The following is a 17,442-nucleotide window of genomic DNA, read 5'->3' as shown; positions in this document are numbered from 1 at the left end:
TCCCTTCGCCACAGCGCCAGCGGCGCAGAATGCTGCATGGCCGGAATTTCGGTTGTGTCTGAAGCGTAGGGCGAAGGGATCATCTGAAGCTACTCCGGGGAATTGTGATCCCGAGATACGTCTCGCCGTCAGATGGCGGAACGCGCGTCGTCCGCATTCGACAGTTGCGTCTGACGCCATGTCACCGTGCATGCTAATCTGCCAAGATGGCGCACCCTGACCTGAACCTGCTGGTGACACTCGATGCACTGCTCGACACGGGCAGTGTGACGGCGGCAGCGCGGCGGCTCGGGCTCAGCGCCTCGGCAATGAGCCGGGCACTGGCCCGGCTCCGCGAGGTGACGGGCGATCCGCTCCTGGTGCGGGCCGGCCGCGGACTTGTGCCGACACCGCGGGCGCTGGAGCTGCGTCAGGAGGTGTCTTCCCTGGTCCAGCGAGCAAACGCAGCGCTTTCACCCTCTCCAGATGTGGATCTGTCCACCGTGGAACGCACCTTCACCATCCGCGCGAGCGAAGGATTCGCGGAAGGTTTCGGCGGTGCGATCGTGGCCCGTGCCGCCAGGGAAGCGCCCTCTGTTCGGCTGCGCTTCTTGCCCAAGGCCGAGCGTGAAAGCAGTGCTCTGCGTGACGCCACGGTCGATCTCGAAGTGGGCCTCGTTCGCGCCACACCGGCACCGGAACTCCGCACCGCGCTGCTGTTCCGCGACCACTTCGTTGGGGTGGTCAGCCCGCAAAACCCGATGAGCCAGAAGCCCCTGACACTTGAGGATTATCTCGCCGCGCAACACGTGCTCGTCAGTCGTTCCGGAAGCGGTCACGCCCCTGTGGATGGCGCACTGGCCGCGCAGGGGCATGCGCGAAAGGCGGGAGCGACAGCAGGAGGCTTTGGCGCCGCCTTGGGACTGGCGCGCGGCACGAACCTCGCCGCGACGGTGCCCGAGCGATTTACGGATGCCCTGCGCCACGATCTGATCGCTTTTCCACTGCCGTTCGAGGTCGACCCCATTCCGGTCGCGCTGGTATGGCACCCGCGCATGGACACCGACCCATGCCACTGCTGGCTTCGCTCGCTGATGCGGGACATCTGCGGTTAGGCCGTCAAGATGCGGGAAGATCCGCCCCTGTCTTACATCCGCGATGTCGGCACATTGGTAACGCTATCGTAGGCCGATTCTTCAGGGATGCAGGAAAATCTTTCGCGTCTCTCAGGTCAGCGTGAGTGCCGCCATCAAAATGACGGTTGCGATCCGTGCAAGATCGGCATGGACAGATGGACCCGCGTAGCGTGCGGCCGAGCGCCAGACCCCCACGGTCGCGACGATGTTGTAGGGGATCGATAGCGCGTAACCAACGAGCACTGCGGCCAGCGGTCGTTCTTGGAGGATCAGCACCAGAAACAGGATGCTGGTGCCGATATTGATCAGCAGACCCACCGTCACCGCCCATGTCCAAAAAGCGTCATCGAGGGCGAGGTCGCCGGACCAGAGTGAACTGAGTTTCGCCATGAACGGACATTGCACAGGAGGCCACGCTTGGACCAGAGCCGTGAAGTGATGGTGCACCCGGTGGATTTCGAGGTCGTGGAACAGACGGGAGACCGCGCAACCGGTGGCGGTGTTCGATCATCTGGGACGCACGGGATCGTTTCCGGCGGTCTGTCCGTTGCTCCCGTATGAACGCGAACGCAAACCCTTCCACACCGCCTATCAACGTCATGCGCAAGGGAACGGGCAAGCAGTTACTCCTGTTGCACGGCCTGGGCGGCAACATCGCCTCGTGGGGCGATATGATTGACGTCCTGGCGAAGACAAACGAGGTGATCGTGGTGGACTTGCCCGGACATGGCGCCTCGCCGGTGACGCCTGCGGCCAGAACGTTCCGGGGCATCGCTGATGCAATTGCTGACTTCATCCACGCTGAGGATCTCGTCGGGGTCGATTGCGTCGGCCATTCGCTTGGCGGGCGGGTCGCACTGGAAATGGCGCGCCGCGGTCTCGTCGGCACCACGATCGCGCTGGCGCCAGGCGGGTTCTGGAGCACCGGGGAAAGCCGGTTCCTGAAGGTGTCTCTGCTGGCCAGCGGCGGTGTTGCGCGGCTGGCCAGCCCGGCCTTGCCAATGATGACGCGGCACGCAGCCGGCCGCGCGGCGCTTCTGGCCCAGATCTCGGCCCGACCGTCACAAGTTCCTTCAGACATGGCACTGCGCGAGCTTCTGTCTTTCGCGGCGACCCCGACCTTCGACGCCCTGACCCGCGACCTGGCCGACGGGCCCGTTCAGGAGGGCACGGACAAGACGCGCGAGCCGGTCACGATCGTCTGGGGGCGCAAGGACCGCCTGCTGCTACCACGACAAGCAAATCGGGCGGTCGCGGCGTTCTCCAAGGCGCGGCTTCACTGGATTACGGATGCCGGTCACTACATCCCGTGGGACGCTCCGGGCGAGACGCTGCGCCTGATCAGACAGGAGATCGGCCCGCAGGAGGCCGATTCTGGTTGCGACGTGCGCGCTTGAAGCCGCCGCAGCCGCGGCTTGCCGTGGCCCGGCGAGGCCGCCGGCCGCCGCTACGAGGTCCTGAGGGGGCGGAACACGGCCGGCCCTCTGATCGAGGTTTGTAGGATCGACGGCTCGGGCCAGGCGTGGCCGGTGGACGATGTGGCGGCAGCTACGCCGATCCGCAAGGACCGGACAGGCACAGAGCGGTCCGAGCGCGGAACGTTGCAACCGCGCAATTGGTTTCGCGAGAGGACCCCGGGTCCGGCCCTGCCTGGGGACCGTGGCCGGCGCGCCCGGATTTCAATGAGGATGGCAACCCATGCATGAGACTCAATCCGTTCTGCGGCCCGGCGACACGTGCTGGCGGATCGAGACGGCCGACAGGCTGGCGGTGATTGTCGATGCGGCCGAATACTTCGCCGGCCTGCGAGAGGTCATGCAGAAGGCCCGGCACAGCGTCATCATGATCGGCTGGGAGTTCGACACGCGGATCTCCCTCGACCCACGCGGGGACGACGGGGACGTGCCCGACCGGCTCGGCCAGTTGCTGAGCTGGCTCGTCCGCCGCCGCCCCGAACTCGACATTCGTCTGCTGCAATGGGACGTGGGCCTTCTGGGCACGCTCGGCCGAGGCTCGACGCCGCTCCGGCTCGCGGACTGGCTGCTCGGGCGCAAGATCCGCCTCAAGCTCGATCACGCGCATCCCTCGGGCGCGGCGCATCACCAGAAGATCATCGTGATCGACGACGTCCTCGCCTTCTGCGGCGGCATCGACGCCACCGCTGATCGCTGGGACACGAACGACCACGCGGACGACAGCCCCTACCGGATCAGACCCACGACGAAGCGTCGCTATGACCCGTGGCACGACGCGACTGTCGCGGTCGGCGGCGATGCGGCACGCGCGCTGGGCGATCTCGTTCGAACGCGGTGGGAACATGCTACCGGCGAAACGATCAAGCCGCCGCCTGCCGTCCCGCCGATCTGGCCCGAGCATCTTGACCCGATGCTCCGCAGCGCCGCAGTCGCCATCTCCCGCACGATGCCGGCCCATGCCGGACGCGAGGAGGTCCACGAGATCGAGTCGCTCTACCTCGCGATCATCGCCGCCACCCGGCGGACGCTCTACATCGAAAGCCAATATTTCGCATCGCGCCTTCTGGCCGAGGCGATCGCCGTGCGGCTGGCGGAACCGGACGGACCCGAGATCGTCCTCGTCAATCCCGAGACGGCGCAAGGGTGGCTGGAAGAGAAGGCAATGGGCACGGCCCGCGCGCGGCTTCTGGAGATCGTCCAGAAGGCTGACCAGAATGGCCGCTTCAGGATCTATACCCCCGTGACGGAAGGCGGACAGCCGATCTACGTCCACGCCAAGATCGTCATCATGGACGACCGCCTGATGCGGGTGGGCTCCTCCAACCTCAACAACCGCTCACTCGGCTTCGACACGGAATGCGACCTGTCCGTCGAGGCGCGTCCGGGTATGCCCGGTGAGGCGGACACCCGGTCGCGCATTGCCGGTCTCAGGACCACGCTTCTGGCCGAGCACCTGGGCGTCGAGCCGCGGGCAGTGGAGCACGCGGTAGATGCAGCGGGCGGCTCGCTCATCCAAGCAGTCGAGGCGCTGCGCGGAGGCGGCCGGTCGCTCGTTCCATTCGTGCCGCCAGAGTTCGGGGCCGCGGAGGATGCCATTCTGCGGGAGAACGACCTTCTCGACCCAGAGCGTCCGGCCAGCCGGTGGCGCCGCGGCAGGCTCCACCGGATAAGGCAGCGGCTCGTCGCCAAGAGAAGACCGGCCACGCCATGAGCCGCGCGGCCGCCCCACATAGAGGAAATCGATCGTTGTCTTGATGCTTTACGAGACGCACGGGTAGCGAACCCACGAAAAACAGTTTTCGAAACCGTTTGCGGGGCAGGGCAGGGGCGTCCGACACCCTGTTTTCATGAATCCGCTGAAGCGATTTACGCGAGTTCGGCAGGCTGAGCGCCACAAGGCGGCATAGCATCCCAGCTGCGGGCTACCCTTGTGAGGCTACGCACGATCGGTCAAAGCGGGCACATGATCTGGAGACATTTCGTGGCACCCCGGCCCGGCGAAGGTCTGCCTCAAGCCCAAAATGCACGCGGCGTGCCAGCTCGAGTCCGCAGGTGCAGTGAGACTGACTGTTCGTCGGCAACCGCATGCTGCGACGCCGTCTCCCCCAAGCGGCCCTTTGCGTCAGCATGCAGGATCGTTAGACCCCACGACTTCTGCGGCGCGGACGATGCCGCTGATCACGGTAGCGTCTCGAATGTCCGGTCGATTTTGGAGGGTTTGCGAGCCTGCGGCCGATGGGGGCAAGAACCGAAATCTTCTGGCGTGGGCGGATGCTGCATCAGGTTGAGGTTGGCCAAGCCGGTCGCCACTTGAACCATTCGGCGGCTTCCTGCGTTAACCATCACGAGTAAGGAGATCGACATTTGTCCGTCTCCGCTGAAAGCCAAAGCGTGAAACAAAGGTGGGTAGCTCTGCCCGGACCCATCAAAGCAGTTGAGCCGAATGTTCGATCCGTTCAAGAAGGCGCGGACCCGTAGTCGCAAGCGGATACGCAAAGCCACGGCAACGGCTATCGGGAAAATGGCCGGTGCCATGCTGCCGAAACCGGTAAAGCCGAAAGCCAGACCCAAATCCAATGCCGCATCCAACGATGCCGGTCGGGCGCTCAGCCGTGCAAAACTCAGCACGAAAGCGCAGGTCAAGCAGGCGGCGAACGCGAAGCCTTCAATGGCGACCGCGCGGTCGCGGATGCCGATGCCGCGGGGGGCGTCTTTTCAATCTCGAACCCACGACTGCGCCGACGGTAGATTGGATTACAAGCTCTACCTTCCTGCCTGTGCCACACAGGGGATGCAGCCGCTGCCGGTCCTCGTCATGCTGCACGGATGTGGCCAGACGCCAGACGATTTCGCCACGGGCACAGGAATGAACGCCTTGGCCGAGGAGCTGGGTATCATTGTTGTCTATCCGGCGCAGACTCGCCAAGCGCAGCCGAACCGCTGCTGGAACTGGTTTCGCCGCGGGGATCAGAGCCGGGAGGCGGGGGAACCCGCACTTCTGGCCAGTCTGACAAGGGATGTTCTGAATATCACTCCGGCCGACCCCGCGCGGGTGTACGTCGCGGGTTTGTCAGCGGGAGCGTCAATGGCAGTTATTCTCGCTGCGACATACCCAGATATCTTCGCCGCAGTCGGGGTCCACTCAGGTTTGGCATGGCGCGCGGCACGCGACGCAACGACAGCCGCGTTCGCGATGCAGCACGGCGCTCCAGGCAACCGGTTCCCCAGCCCGATGCCAACAATCATCTTCCATGGCGAAGAGGACAAGGTCGTGCATGTCAGGAACGGGCGATATATTGCGGCGCGCGCCGCTGACGCCTACGCAGATCTGCGCCGCACCGAGCGGACCAGCCGACCGCATGGCGGACATGCGTTTGTTCGGCAGTCGCATCGCCGGGGAAAAGGACGATCGTTCACGGAATTTTGGGTCGTCAAGGACGCTGGTCATGCATGGTCTGGAGGCAGTCGGGCCGGGCGCTTCACCGACCCTGCTGGTCCTGATGCATCGCGTGAGACGTTGCGTTTTCTGCTACAGCACCGGACGACGTTGAAGCAGCGCAAAGCTGCGAAATTGGCCAGCGCAGCCTGACTTCTAACAAGATGTAGGCCTGCACGCTCTCGCCGCGCGCAGGCGCGCCCGTAGATGTGCGACCGTGCTGCACTCAGGCGCGCGGGACCGCCGGCCTAATGGGCGATACCGCGCCGTTAGAGCATCGTTTCTCCGAGAGGCCGTTTCGCCCTTCGATCTCGAGCCAAGGCGGCGGATGCGTGACCGGCATGACAGAACGCCCGGGCTTCGCCTCCTGCGGAAGCAGATTCGAGAGCGCCGCGCGCGAAGTTTTGTTGACACACGGTGTCACGTTCGGCGCCTTGCGGGGAACGGCAGATAGAGTGCGCCGTTGGCTGCGAAACGAAAGCACTCGAAATGGATGAGACAACGGTCGCCATTGTCGAAGACGAGGTCCTAATCGCACTCGATCTCCAATTTCCTTGTGAAGAGGCCGGCTGCTGTGTCCTCGGGATTGCAACAACGGCCGCCGGCGCTCAGCAGAAATTCTCCGACGTGCTCCCGGATGTCCGGATCACAGACATGGATCTGGCGGACTCCTCGGACGGCGTGGAGGTGGTCGAGCATATGCGGATACTCCGGCCCGATGTAGCGTTCATTTTCGTCACAGCGACGACGGCCCTCGGGAAGCTCCACCGCATCGCTGCGGCTCGCCCCGACAGGGTGTTGAAAAAACCTCTTCGGGTCGAGGACCTCTTTGACGAGTTGTTGTAGCCGCTTCGCAACCGCTCCCCCTCCACCAGCTTCTCATCTCCGCGGCGGCAGTCGGGCTGCACTCCGAGGCGGCGCCTGCTGCTGTCTGACTGCCCGGGTCGCCGCGCCTTTTATCGTCATCGCGCGCCAGTTTGGACTGGCCGCGGAAGTGCGCGAAGACCCGCATTGCGTATTCGAGTAACGGGTGCGAGTTTGCTTCTATTATCCAATCAAGCCCGGGAGTTGCTTTGCGAGCGCTGTCACACCCATCTCAGGAAGACCGGCTGAGAGCGCTTCGGTCGTATGAAGTTCTCGATACGGATCGCGAGCAGGATTTCGACGACATTGTGAAGCTTGCCGCCGAGATCTGTGGAACTGCGATTTCGGTCGTCAACCTGATCGATGCGGAGCGGCAGTGGTTCAAGGCTGAGATCGGCCTTGGCGTGCGCGAGACGCCGATCGAAACGTCTATTTGCTCGCACGTGATCCTGGAGCCCGACTTCGTCGAGATCCCCGACACGCTCGAGGACAACAGGATGCGGGATAACCCGCTCTGCGTCGGAGAACCTGGCTTACGCTTTTATGCGGGAGCGCTTCTGAAGACAGAAGAAGGTCTACCACTTGGCACGCTGTGCGTGCTTGATTATCAGCCGAGGGAGCTTACGCCCCTCCAGCGTGATACCCTTCGGGTTCTTGCACGGCAGGTCATGGCGCAACTGGAATTGCGCAAGGGTCTGAAAAATGCGGAAGTTCTGCGGAAAGAAGCCGATCACCGGGTCAAGAACTCTCTGCAATCTCTGTCCTCCTTCGCGCGCCTCCAGCGCCGCTCCTTCAGTTCGCCAGACGCGCGTAGGGCGCTCTCGCACATGATGACGCGGATCGACGCGATGAGCAGCTTACACGAGCAGCTCTACAAGTTGGACGAACATGCCGAGGTCACCCTCGATGTCTACGTCCGGCAGGTCGGGGATCAGTTGGCGGCATTCGCGCCTGCGGGCATTTCACTCGAAATCTCTGCGAGCCCTGTCATCGTTGACGCCCAGCAGGCGGTGGCGGTCGGGACGTTCCTGAACGAGTTCGTCACCAACTCGTTCAAGCATGCCTTCCCGGGCGGCCGCGGTGGAAGGGTTCGTGTACGACTTGAGCCGCAGGGTGGCGGGATGGTTCGGTTGGCTTGCTCTGATGATGGCGTGGGACTCCCCGACGATCCGCAGAAAGACCAGGCCGGCCTTGGCATGAAGATTGCGGAGGTCGTCTGCGCCGAATTGTCTTGCGACTTCGACCTGCAAAGCGGCCCGAACGGCGTTACTGCGTCATTGATCTTCGAGCCGAGATACCCAGTGGCACACGTGTCAGAACGTCGTGGGGAGGTGTAGCTTCTATTGGCTATGAGCCCTTATGCGACATTCTCCCCTTCAAGCTGAGGTCGTATGGGTCTTGCGGAAGGCGTCACCAATGCAGTGACCCTACGCATGAAAGCGCCTCCGGTATTCTCCCGGGGTCAGTCCCACGATCCGGTGGAAGATCTTGCGGAAGGCCCCGGCGTCGGAATAGCCGACCTCCCAGGAGATGCGCTCCACCGGCAGACGTCCGAATTGCAGGAGTTCCTGCGCCTTCGCGACGCGGAGGCGCTGCGCGTAATCGGTTGTTGTGAGGCCAGTCGCCTTCTGGAAGCGGCGCAGCAACGTGCGCTCTTCCAATCCAGCCTGTTCGGCCAGCGTCGCAAGGCGCGCATCCCGTCCCTCGTTCGCCTGCAAGAAATGCTGGGCCCTGAGGACAGCCGCGTCGCCGTGGGTCAGGCGGGGCGCGAAACCACTGTAATAGCGTTGCTCCCGCCCCGGCGGGTCCACGAGCATCATCCGGGCTGTCTGCGCCATCACCACCGGACCGAGAAAGCGTTCGACCAGCTTGAGGCCAAGATCGGTCCAGGACATCAAGCCGCCTGCCGAAATTATATCACCGCCGTCGATGATCAGCCGATCCGTATCCAGCGCAACATCGGGAAACCGCTCCCGGAAATCATCGGCATAGAACCAGTGCGTTGTGGCCGCGCGCCCGCTCAATAGTCCCGTCTCGGCCAACAGGAAGGCACCGCCACAGACGGAAGCCAGCACTGTCCCCTCGCCATGACGCTCCCGCAACCAGGCGGCCAGTGGGGCAGCGATATTCGGGTGGATGGGCGCCTCCAGTGACGGAGGCAGGATCAGGACCTGACAGGGAGCGTCCTGATGGCTCGATCCTTCCAGCTCGTCGGCCCGAAGGGTCTGAACCCGCAACTGCGGAGCGCCGTGATCCGAGCGTTCCGCCATCTGCCCGGCGATGTGAAACAGATCCGTCAGCCCCATGGCCGCGGAGAGCTGCGCGCCGGGATAGAGGGCGATGCCGATCCTGATCTCGCCCATTGTCGATATCGCCCCGTCTTATGTCGATTGCGCCAATAGCGAGGGATGTGGGCGCGCGCCAGATTGAGATCAAGAAACGAAGACGCAGAAAGGTGCAGACCATGTCCAAGCGTGCAGTTGTCGTGATCGATTTGCAGAATGAATACTGGCCGAGCGGGGGCTTGGCGCTCGAGAACATCGAGCGAGCCGCGGCCAACGCGGCGCGTGTTATTGCCCATGGTCGCGAGGCCGGCGACCTGATCGTGAATGTGCGACATGAGATGCCCGGCGCTCCGGTATTCGTCCCCGGGTCGGAGGGGGCCGAAATCAACGAGGTCGTCGCGCCCGGCGAGGGCGAGCCGGTCATCACCAAGAACTTTCCCAATTCATTCCGCGACACCGGTCTGAAGGACCTGCTCGACGAGAAGGGGGTCGAGGAAGTGTTCGTCGTGGGCGCCATGAGCCACATGTGCGTCGACGCGACTGTCCGGGCCGCCAACGACTTCGGCTACAAGACCGTGACCATCCACGACGCCTGCGCCACGCGCGACCTCGAGTTCAATGGCGCGACTGTTCCGGCGGCCCATGTCCATACGGCACTGATGGCGGCGTTTGAGTTCGCCTATGGCGAGGTCGTCGCCACCGACGATTTCATCAAGCGCTGAACCGGCAAGAGGAGAGTTCCAATGACTACGCGCCGACAAATGCTTGCCATGTCCGCCTCCGCCGTCGTCGGAAGCGCTGTCTCTGTTTCAGCCCAGGGAAATGAGGTCAGCTCCGAGAGCAGAGGCAAGATCACCCAGGTCCGCAATGCCACCCTGCGGATCGACTACGGCGGCGTCCGCTTCCTTGTCGATCCGATGCTGGCGGATCGTCACGCCCTGCCGGGGTTCCCGGGGACCGTGAACAGCGAGCAGCGCAATCCGATGGTGCATCTGCCAATGCCGATTGCAGACATCGTCGACGTCGATGCCGTGATCGTCACCCATTTGCACGAAGACCACTGGGACCAGGCGGCGCGAGACGCGCTGCCCAGGGATCTGCCGGTCTTCGCCCGGAACGGCACGGATGCCCAAGTCATCCGCGGGCAAGGCTTTACGGATGTCCGCGTGCTGTCCGAAAGCTCCGAGTTTGGCGGTGTGCGTCTGATCAAGACGGCGGGCCGACACGGAACAGAGGCGCACTACGAGTTGATGGCAGAGATCCTGGGTGAAGTCTGCGGTTTGGTGTTCAGCCATCCTGACGAGAAGACCATCTATCTCGCCGGAGACACGATCTGGAACGATGACGTTGCCGCCGTCCTGTCTGCGCACGCACCTGAAGTCGCGATCCTGAACTCGGGCTACGCGATGGTCCAGGGCGTCGACGGTGGCATCATCATGGGAACCGAGGATGTCCTGAGGGTTCACCGGGCTGCCCCCGAGACTGTTCTAATCGCCTCGCACATGGAAGCAATCAACCACTGCGTCCTGACGCGCGCTGAACTTTGGGCTTTCGCGGCGGACGAGGGGCTCTCGGACAAACTGCGGACCCCCGGAGACGGCGAAACAAGTATGCTCTGACATCATAGAAGACTGGCGGCAGTGCGATGCGCGCCGTCGCCAGTCTCCTGTGCCGAAGAACCCATGGATGCATGACAGAGCATCGGGCAGCTTTGTCCGCCTTGCGGTTGTCCAAGCACCTCGGAGCGGAAGTCCGGTGCAAGCCGCCTCTTACCGATGCTCCTGAATCCGCAAAACTGCGAAGTTGACGAGACGAGCGGCATCGACCACGCGGACTTCGCCGTTCCCGACTGCAACGGGCGGATCACACGTCTCCTCGAAGGTCCGCCCGATCGCGGGGAAGTCGGTGCCGTCGAACGCAAGCGTGGTGTAGCTGACTTCGCGCCGCCCATCCGGCGTTCGAACCCAACCTCGTTCTGACAGCACAGGCGCATCGTCTGGCGCGGCACGGGTTTCGGCAAGATGCAGGGCGGTACACTTGTCGTAGCCGACGCCCAGCAGGACGATCTTGGCTCCGGCGCGGATCGCGGCGCCAAGCGGGCTGCGTTCGCCATGCAGATCGTGCAGGTCATGCTGGGCCATCAGATCGGCGGCCCTCGCGCCGATGGAGGCCGACGACCGAGCGGGATGCGAACTCCGGAACGATCCCGGCCAGGTCCGGATCAGCTCGGCCACCGCTCCCATACCGATGCTGGGCGTCACGGCAGGATCGAAACCGGGCGATTCCTGCCGAAGCAGTTGCCAGTCTTCAGGTGGCAGGTCATGCACCCCGCGTTCGGGGTCGAGATTGAGCCATGTCTGTGCGGGGGTCATGAGCGTGCCGCTGTCTCCGACACAATGAAGTAGGGCGCGCACCACCGTCTCCGCACCGCCGATCACGTAGCCCAACCGGGACATCGAGGCATGCACCATCGCGACGTCGCCCGTTTGCAGTCCAGCACCGCAAAGCGCAGTTTCGATGTCGGACTGCGTGACCAGCGGACGAGAGTTCTGAGCCACGACGAACACCATCTAGGGGATCCTGCTTCTGAATGCCGCGTGCCCGCGATTTGAGCAAGGTCCGCTCTGTCCGCGGTTCGGCCGTCCGAGCACCGCGCGGCGAAGGTCGGCATCGAGCCCAAACTTGCCGTTGCGATGGTGAAGAGCTTCGCCGTTGCAGCACAATCTTGACTGGCGTGACTTGAGCTATGGGCGATGCCGATCAGCCGAAACTCTGCTGACAATTCGGCTTGAAGCCGCCAAGTCGGCGGCTCCGCCTCTCGTGCCCTCGGCGCGTTCTTCTACCTCTATAGCGTCGCGAGCGCTGTCCCTCCCGCCGCGAGAAGGCACACAACGATCCACGGCGGCGCTTTCCAGACGGTCAGCAGAACGAAGCCCACCAGGGCGAGGGCGAAGTCGCGCGAGGTGAAGATCGCGCTCGTCCAGACCGGGTCGTATAGCGCCGCACCGAGGATGCCGACCACCGCCGCGTTCGCGACGCGCATCGCCGCCTGAGCGCGGGGCCGGGTCCGAAACGCGTCCCAGAATGGCAGCACGCCGATCAGCAGCAGGAAACCGGGTAGAAAGATCCAGGCGAGCCCGATCACCGCGCCGATCGTGCCGTTCGGTTCCGGCTCCCTGACGGCGCCGAGATAGGCGGCGAAGGTGAATAGCGGCCCCGGACTGGCCTGTGCCGCGCCATACACTGCGAGGAACGCATCCTCGGTTACTTAACCGGGCCGGACCACTTCCGCCTCGAGCAGCGGTAGGACGACATGACCGCCACCGAACACCAGCGCGCCTGCGCGGTAGAAGGCGTCCAGCAGCTCGAGCCCTTGCGCCGACAGAGCTCCTGACAGAATTGGCAAAAGCAACAGCAGGACGAAGAAGAGCCCGAGCGCCGCGGCTCCGACGCGCTTCGGCACCGCGAACGACAGGTGGTTCGCATTCGGCGCTGCGGCGGATCGGTAGAGCCATACACCAGCGATGCCGCCCATGACGATCGCCGCGATCTGCCCGACGGAGCCGCCGGCGAAGGCCACGATCAATACTGCCCCGAGGGCGATGGCGGCCCGTTGTCGATCCGGCGCGAGCGTTCGGGCCATGCCCCACACGGCTTGCGCGACGACGGCGACCGCGACGATCTTGAGGCCGTGCATGAAGCCCGACCCGAGCGAGCCGTCGAACGCGGTTGCACCGAAGGCGAAAAGAACCAGAAGCAAGGCCGACGGCAACGTGAACGCTGCCCATGCCGCGGCCGCCCCGAGCGGGCCGCCACGAAGCAGCCCGAGCGCAAACCCGACCTGACTGCTGGCCGGACCGGGAACTGACCGAGCGCGACCAGATCGGCATAGCCTGCTTCGTCGATCCACTTGCGCCGAAGGACCAGCCCGTCGCGGAAATGGCCGAGATGCGCGACTGGCCCCCCGAAAGAGGTCAAACCGAGCTTCAGGAATGCGCGAAAGACCTCTCCGGCCGAGCCGCGTGGGGCCGTGGCGTCAGGCGCCTCGGTCTTCGGGTGCGACCTCATGAAGCAGCTCCCTGATCTTCTCCCGAGCCATCGTCAGCGCCTCAATTCCGTAGGGCGTGGCGCGATAGATACGCCGTTGCGAACGGCCCGCCCGCTCGATGCGGGAGGTCAGGTAGCCCTTGCGTTCCATCGCATGCAGCATCGGGTAGAGCGTTCCGGGACTGATCCTGTATCCGTGATGTGCCAGCTCCTCGATCATCCAGTTCCCGTAGAGGTCGCCCTCGGCGGCATGATGCAGCACGTGGAGCCGGATGAAGCCCGAGAGCAATTCCTGGTGTTCCATCTTCGGCTCGTCCCATGCTCACCCGCAGTCGAAATCCGATATCGGAAACCGACTAGTGCGAGGGTGGTTCCTCGTGCAACCCGTCTGGCGAGATCGGCGGGTGCAACGGGACATATCGACAGGGGAGCCTGCATGGCCAGCGAAGCAGATCGAAATCCGCGTCACCACACCCAGCAGATGCAGACCCGTCTACAGGAGATGATGGATCACCTGCGCGCCGACATCGAGAAAGTCGACGAGCCGCAGTTGGAGGCGATGTTTGAGACGGCCGCCGAAGTGCTGGGCGGGCTGAAGAAGGCGTTCAGTGACTATGAACAGAAAAACGAGAGCGCCTGGCGCGACTGAGCGCAGTGCTCACCCCGGCCGCCGTCGACGCGGCCAGTGCCTTTGGCCGCCTCCGGCATCGTGGAAGCGGTTACTTCTGACGGTCGATCAGATCGCCTTCTGGTTCACGCGCTTCGAGAGGTCTGCGGCACTCTCTTTCCGTTCGCTGTAGCGGTCCAGCAGGTAAGCTTTGTTGTCGCGGGTGAGGATCGTGAACTTCATCAGCTCTTCCATGACGTTGACCACGCGGTCGTAGAATGGCGACGGCTTCATGCGTCCTGCCTCGTCGAACTCCAGGAAGGCCTCTGGGGTGGAGGACTGGTTCGGAATGGTCATCAAGCGCATCCAGCGGCCGAGGATACGGAGCTGGTTCACCGCGTTGAAGCTTTGCGAGCCGCCGCTGACCTGCATGACCGCCAGGGTCTTGCCCTGTGTCGGCCGCACACCGCCGAGCGATAGCGGTATCCAATCGATCTGGGTCTTCATGATGCCAGTCATCGCGCCGTGCCGCTCGGGCGAGCACCAAACCATGCCTTCGGACCAGGCGACCAGATCGCGCAGCTCCTGCACCTTCGGATGATCTGCGTCCGCATCGTCGGGCAGGGGCAAGCCGGAGGGGCTATAGGTCCGGGTCTCGGCTCCGAACCGCGTCAGGATGCGGGTGGCTTCTTCTGTCATCAGGCGGCTGAACGAGCGCTCCCGTAAGGAGCCGTAGAGCAGCAAGATGCGGGGCGCATGTGTCGCCCGCTCGGGCGACAGCAAGCGATCCGTGTCGATCGGCTGGACGTGGCGTTCGTCGAGGTTCGGAGTATCAGGCACCGCGATTTCCTTCCGCGTCGATGAGCGGGCGTGCCATCCTCTTCGGCGAGAGGGCCCGGCGGCAGAGTGTCGAAAAGATCGAGCACGGCTTCACTCGGGCGGCAGAGCCGCACGCCTCTGGGCGAGCAGACGATGGGACGATCGACCAGGATCGGATGCTCCAGCATCGCCGTCAGGATCGCCTCGTCGCTGACTGATGGATCGAGCAGACCCAGATCCTTCGCCGGAGATTTGATCGTCCGCAGTGCCGTCCGCGGCGTCAGATCCGCGGCCGCGAAGAGCGCCAGGAGCTGCGGCCGCGTCCAGCCCGTCTCGAGATACTCGATGACCACTGGTGTCTCGCCCGACGCCTCGATGATCGCCAGCACGTTGCGCGAGGTGCCGCAGTCCGGATTGTGGTGGATGACGATGCTCATCACGCGCCCTCCTCGGCGGGGAACCAGTGCTTCGTCCGGTTGGCAAAGGCGACGAGGGACAGCATTACCGGCACCTCGACGAGGACGCCGACAACCGTTGCGAGCGCCGCACCCGAGCCGAGGCCGAACAGGCTGATCGCGACGGCCACGGCCAGTTCGAAGAAGTTGGAGGTTCCGATCAGGGCGCAGGGGGCGGCGACGTTGAACGGGATGCCCCAGGCCCGCGCCGCGCCATAGGCCGCGAAGAAGATGCCGTAGGACTGGATCAGCAAAGGCACGGCGATCAGCGTGATGACGAGCGGACGGTCGAGAATCACCTCGCCCTGGAACCCGAAGAGCAGCACAACCGTCACCAGCAGTCCGATGATCGAGAACGGCTGCACGCGGCTCTTGAAAGACTCTACCCCGGCCTCGCCATCCTTTGCGACGAGGCTTCGGCGCGTCAGGAAGCCTGCCAGCAGCGGCAGCATGACATAGAGGCCAACCGACAGCAGCAGCGTGTCCCAAGGCACGACTATATCCGTCACGCCGAGCAGGAAGGCCACGATCGGGGCGAAGGCAAAGACCATGATCACGTCGTTCACGCTGACCTGCACCAGCGTATAGGTCGCGTCCCCGCGCGTGAGGTTCGACCAGACGAAGACCATCGCCGTGCAGGGCGCCGCCCCCAGCAGGATCACGCCCGCCAGGTAGGCTTGCGCGTCGTCCGGCGGGATCAGCCCGGCGAAGACATAGTTGAAGAACAGCACGCCCAGGGCCGCCATCGTGAAGGGTTTGATCAGCCAGTTCACCACCAGCGTCACCACGAGCCCCTTCGGCTTGTCGCCGACGCGTTTCAACGATCCGAAATCCACTCCGACCATCATCGGGTAGACCATCGCCCAGATCAGGACCGCCACAGGCAGATTGACCGAGGCGATCTCCAGCGCCGCGAGCATACCGAAGAGGCCCGGGAAGAAATTGCCCAGCAGAAGCCCCGCGCCGATGGCAAGCGCCACCCAGACCGAAAGCCAGCGCTCGAAGGTGCCCAGACCCGCCGCGGCGGGAAGTGAGGTATCGGCCATGACGGTCTTCCTATGATTGGCGGCAGGCAATTGCGTCGATGACCGGCTGACAGAGCTCGGGGCGGCCGGCACAGCAATCCTCCATCAGGAACGCCAGCAGCCCCCGCACGCCGTCCATGTCGGCGAAGTAGCGGATGCTGCGGCCTTCCCGCTCGTTCCGGATCAGGCCGGAGCGAACCAGGATCGACAGGTTGGTCGACATCGTGTTCTGGCGCACCCCGAGGGTCTCGCCGATTTCGCCCGCAGACATGCCAGCTTCACCGGCCTTGATGAGCAGGCGGAACACATCGAGCCGGGTTGGCTGGCTGAGAGCGGCGAAGGCCTCGAGAGCATCAGCTTTATCCATACATCTCGATGTACCGATACACTTGACTGTGATCAAGGTCCAATCCTGCCCGCACCGCAAGAGCGATGATGGTCCGACGCACTTGGCGGCCTTCTGAAAGATGTGGCACGGATAAAGGGACGGTTACGCTCATGAAGGAGATCCGGCATGAAGCAATTCGTCCTGATCCTGTCGCTGGCACTCGCTGCACCCGTCGTCGCTGATGGGTGAATGGCTGAACATGGTGGGGCCGCTGCCCGACGCTCAGCCGGCCGGGCAACGCCAGAGTCCTGTCGTGGCTCCCTACGCTGAAATGACGACGATCTCGTGCGGCTCGTAGATCATCCTGACCGTCGTGTCGGTCGTCTCGAGGAGGTTGTCGAACCCGGTGAAGATGTTCTGATGCGGAACGCTCACGCGCTCCGGCTTGACGATCTCTATCCAAGGCTTGAGCCCCGCCAGCGGCTGCTCCGGGTCAAAGAAGGTCTCGTCGCGCGTGAACTCGTCAATCCGCCTCCATAGCTTGGGGAAGATCGGGGCCATGGTTGCGGGGCCACCGTCCCATGCAGCCCCCGATGAGGTCTTATCCGTTTCCCAGACGCCCTTCTGGGCCCCCTTGGCCTCCAGTGTCACCTCTGTCAGCCTTTGCCGCAGGTCATCGAACAGCGTATCGTAGAAGAGCGGATAGGCGTGGCCGCGCGCGAGCTGCTGGACATTGATGCTGTCCATGATGTCGTCCGGCCCAAGGAATGTGAACCGCCCCGGGTTGCTTGGAGAGCAAGACTCTCGAAGGATTGCTCTATGGACAATAAGAACACGACGAGCCCGTACCCGGCCGAGTTCCGCGAGCGGGCTGTGCAGATGGTTGCGGACCATCTCGATGGCTACAGCACTTTGACGGCGGCGGTGCGCGACATTGCCCGGAAGCTTGGCTGCTCCCCGGATAGCTTGCGGGTCTGGTACAAGAA

The 17,442-nt window shown here is 63.9% G+C and carries 17 protein-coding genes and 2 pseudogenes; 9 read left to right on the top strand and 10 right to left on the bottom strand.

Going from position 1 to position 17,442, the window contains the following annotated elements; translation table 11 throughout:
• Positions 1-206 precede the first annotated feature (206 nt).
• On the top strand, positions 207-1,094 hold the full coding sequence (locus PAM7066_RS15205; protein ID WP_085855086.1) for a LysR family transcriptional regulator: 888 nt from the start codon (positions 207-209) through the stop codon (positions 1,092-1,094).
• Between the two features lie 111 nt (positions 1,095-1,205).
• Here the strand turns inward: PAM7066_RS15205 and PAM7066_RS15200 are convergent, their stop codons facing one another.
• The gene (locus tag PAM7066_RS15200) at positions 1,206-1,505 is read right to left on the bottom strand and encodes a hypothetical protein (RefSeq protein ID WP_085855085.1); all 300 of its coding nucleotides are present in this window, start codon (positions 1,503-1,505) and stop codon (positions 1,206-1,208) included.
• A 209-nt stretch (positions 1,506-1,714) separates the two neighbouring features.
• Here PAM7066_RS15200 and PAM7066_RS15195 point away from each other — a divergent pair, with 209 nt between their 5' ends.
• The 5 genes from PAM7066_RS15195 to PAM7066_RS15175 all read left to right on the top strand — a co-directional run bounded on the left by PAM7066_RS15195 (position 1,715) and on the right by PAM7066_RS15175 (position 8,227).
• Entirely contained in the window at positions 1,715-2,512 is a 798-nt protein-coding gene (locus tag PAM7066_RS15195) for an alpha/beta fold hydrolase (protein WP_217639984.1), read from the top strand.
• A gap of 301 nt (positions 2,513-2,813) precedes the next feature.
• Complete coding sequence (locus PAM7066_RS15190; protein WP_085855083.1) at positions 2,814-4,301, top strand: phospholipase D-like domain-containing protein; 1,488 nt, start codon at positions 2,814-2,816, stop codon at positions 4,299-4,301.
• Positions 4,302-5,033: 732 nt separating this feature from the next.
• Positions 5,034-6,179, top strand: coding sequence for an extracellular catalytic domain type 1 short-chain-length polyhydroxyalkanoate depolymerase (locus PAM7066_RS15185; RefSeq protein ID WP_085855082.1), 1,146 nt, complete (start codon positions 5,034-5,036; stop codon positions 6,177-6,179).
• A gap of 336 nt (positions 6,180-6,515) precedes the next feature.
• A complete protein-coding gene (locus PAM7066_RS15180; protein ID WP_085855081.1) occupies positions 6,516-6,872 on the top strand; it encodes a response regulator in 357 nt (118 codons plus the stop codon).
• Positions 6,873-7,099: 227 nt separating this feature from the next.
• A complete protein-coding gene (locus PAM7066_RS15175; protein WP_085855080.1) occupies positions 7,100-8,227 on the top strand; it encodes a sensor histidine kinase in 1,128 nt (375 codons plus the stop codon).
• A 90-nt stretch (positions 8,228-8,317) separates the two neighbouring features.
• Here the strand turns inward: PAM7066_RS15175 and PAM7066_RS15170 are convergent, their stop codons facing one another.
• Complete coding sequence (locus tag PAM7066_RS15170; RefSeq protein WP_085855079.1) at positions 8,318-9,253, bottom strand: GlxA family transcriptional regulator; 936 nt, start codon at positions 9,251-9,253, stop codon at positions 8,318-8,320.
• A gap of 101 nt (positions 9,254-9,354) precedes the next feature.
• Between PAM7066_RS15170 and PAM7066_RS15165 the strand changes: the two genes are divergently transcribed.
• Positions 9,355-9,897, top strand: coding sequence for a cysteine hydrolase family protein (locus tag PAM7066_RS15165; RefSeq protein ID WP_085855078.1), 543 nt, complete (start codon positions 9,355-9,357; stop codon positions 9,895-9,897).
• Between the two features lie 21 nt (positions 9,898-9,918).
• Complete coding sequence (locus PAM7066_RS15160) at positions 9,919-10,794, top strand: MBL fold metallo-hydrolase (protein WP_090929484.1); 876 nt, start codon at positions 9,919-9,921, stop codon at positions 10,792-10,794.
• A gap of 150 nt (positions 10,795-10,944) precedes the next feature.
• Here the strand turns inward: PAM7066_RS15160 and PAM7066_RS15155 are convergent, their stop codons facing one another.
• The 3 genes and pseudogenes from PAM7066_RS15155 to PAM7066_RS15145 form a co-directional block, all read right to left on the bottom strand.
• A complete protein-coding gene (locus tag PAM7066_RS15155) occupies positions 10,945-11,646 on the bottom strand; it encodes an AAC(3) family N-acetyltransferase (RefSeq protein WP_276326091.1) in 702 nt (233 codons plus the stop codon).
• 374 nt (positions 11,647-12,020) lie between these two features.
• Positions 12,021-13,243 (bottom strand): annotated as a pseudogene (gene chrA / locus PAM7066_RS15150) (chromate efflux transporter).
• The gene (locus tag PAM7066_RS15145; RefSeq protein WP_085855075.1) at positions 13,212-13,526 is read right to left on the bottom strand and encodes a PadR family transcriptional regulator; all 315 of its coding nucleotides are present in this window, start codon (positions 13,524-13,526) and stop codon (positions 13,212-13,214) included. Before PAM7066_RS15145 ends, chrA begins: the two are co-directional and overlap by 32 nt.
• A 132-nt stretch (positions 13,527-13,658) precedes the next feature.
• On the opposite strand from PAM7066_RS15145, the gene PAM7066_RS15140 reads away from it, so the two are divergent.
• Entirely contained in the window at positions 13,659-13,871 is a 213-nt protein-coding gene (locus PAM7066_RS15140; RefSeq protein ID WP_085855074.1) for a hypothetical protein, read from the top strand.
• 87 nt (positions 13,872-13,958) lie between these two features.
• Here the strand turns inward: PAM7066_RS15140 and arsH are convergent, their stop codons facing one another.
• The 5 genes and pseudogenes from arsH to PAM7066_RS15115 form a co-directional block, all read right to left on the bottom strand.
• Positions 13,959-14,669, bottom strand: a complete 711-nt coding sequence (arsH, locus tag PAM7066_RS15135; RefSeq protein ID WP_085855073.1) for an arsenical resistance protein ArsH — start codon at positions 14,667-14,669, stop codon at positions 13,959-13,961.
• Positions 14,662-15,085 (bottom strand): annotated as a pseudogene (arsC, locus tag PAM7066_RS15130) (arsenate reductase (glutaredoxin)). Before arsC ends, arsH begins: the two are co-directional and overlap by 8 nt.
• The gene (arsB, locus tag PAM7066_RS15125; RefSeq protein WP_085855072.1) at positions 15,085-16,149 is read right to left on the bottom strand and encodes an ACR3 family arsenite efflux transporter; all 1,065 of its coding nucleotides are present in this window, start codon (positions 16,147-16,149) and stop codon (positions 15,085-15,087) included. Before arsB ends, arsC begins: the two are co-directional and overlap by 1 nt.
• A gap of 10 nt (positions 16,150-16,159) precedes the next feature.
• On the bottom strand, positions 16,160-16,495 hold the full coding sequence (locus PAM7066_RS15120; protein ID WP_085855071.1) for an ArsR/SmtB family transcription factor: 336 nt from the start codon (positions 16,493-16,495) through the stop codon (positions 16,160-16,162).
• A gap of 282 nt (positions 16,496-16,777) precedes the next feature.
• Positions 16,778-17,203, bottom strand: coding sequence for a hypothetical protein (locus tag PAM7066_RS15115; RefSeq protein ID WP_085855070.1), 426 nt, complete (start codon positions 17,201-17,203; stop codon positions 16,778-16,780).
• Positions 17,204-17,442: the final 239 nt, after the last annotated feature.

It is taken from the genome of Palleronia marisminoris (assembly GCF_900172315.1).
Lineage (GTDB): Bacteria > Pseudomonadota > Alphaproteobacteria > Rhodobacterales > Rhodobacteraceae > Palleronia > Palleronia marisminoris.
This window is presented reverse-complemented; position numbering and strand designations above follow the sequence as displayed.

Excerpts from the sequence above, each read along its gene's own strand:
- PAM7066_RS15205 (WP_085855086.1), top strand. The coding sequence starts at position 207 with ATGGCGCACCCTGACCTGAACCTGCTGGTGACACTCGATGCACTGCTC.
- PAM7066_RS15200 (WP_085855085.1), bottom strand. The coding sequence starts at position 1,505 with ATGGCGAAACTCAGTTCACTCTGGTCCGGCGACCTCGCCCTCGATGAC.
- PAM7066_RS15195 (WP_217639984.1), top strand. The coding sequence starts at position 1,715 with ATGCGCAAGGGAACGGGCAAGCAGTTACTCCTGTTGCACGGCCTGGGC.
- PAM7066_RS15190 (WP_085855083.1), top strand. The coding sequence starts at position 2,814 with ATGCATGAGACTCAATCCGTTCTGCGGCCCGGCGACACGTGCTGGCGG.
- PAM7066_RS15185 (WP_085855082.1), top strand. The coding sequence starts at position 5,034 with ATGTTCGATCCGTTCAAGAAGGCGCGGACCCGTAGTCGCAAGCGGATA.
- PAM7066_RS15180 (WP_085855081.1), top strand. The coding sequence starts at position 6,516 with ATGGATGAGACAACGGTCGCCATTGTCGAAGACGAGGTCCTAATCGCA.
- PAM7066_RS15170 (WP_085855079.1), bottom strand. The coding sequence starts at position 9,253 with ATGGGCGAGATCAGGATCGGCATCGCCCTCTATCCCGGCGCGCAGCTC.
- PAM7066_RS15165 (WP_085855078.1), top strand. The coding sequence starts at position 9,355 with ATGTCCAAGCGTGCAGTTGTCGTGATCGATTTGCAGAATGAATACTGG.
- PAM7066_RS15160 (WP_090929484.1), top strand. The coding sequence starts at position 9,919 with ATGACTACGCGCCGACAAATGCTTGCCATGTCCGCCTCCGCCGTCGTC.
- PAM7066_RS15155 (WP_276326091.1), bottom strand. The coding sequence starts at position 11,646 with ATGGTGCATGCCTCGATGTCCCGGTTGGGCTACGTGATCGGCGGTGCG.
- PAM7066_RS15145 (WP_085855075.1), bottom strand. The coding sequence starts at position 13,526 with ATGGAACACCAGGAATTGCTCTCGGGCTTCATCCGGCTCCACGTGCTG.
- PAM7066_RS15140 (WP_085855074.1), top strand. The coding sequence starts at position 13,659 with ATGGCCAGCGAAGCAGATCGAAATCCGCGTCACCACACCCAGCAGATG.
- arsB (WP_085855072.1), bottom strand. The coding sequence starts at position 16,149 with ATGGCCGATACCTCACTTCCCGCCGCGGCGGGTCTGGGCACCTTCGAG.
- PAM7066_RS15120 (WP_085855071.1), bottom strand. The coding sequence starts at position 16,495 with ATGGATAAAGCTGATGCTCTCGAGGCCTTCGCCGCTCTCAGCCAGCCA.
- PAM7066_RS15115 (WP_085855070.1), bottom strand. The coding sequence starts at position 17,203 with ATGGACAGCATCAATGTCCAGCAGCTCGCGCGCGGCCACGCCTATCCG.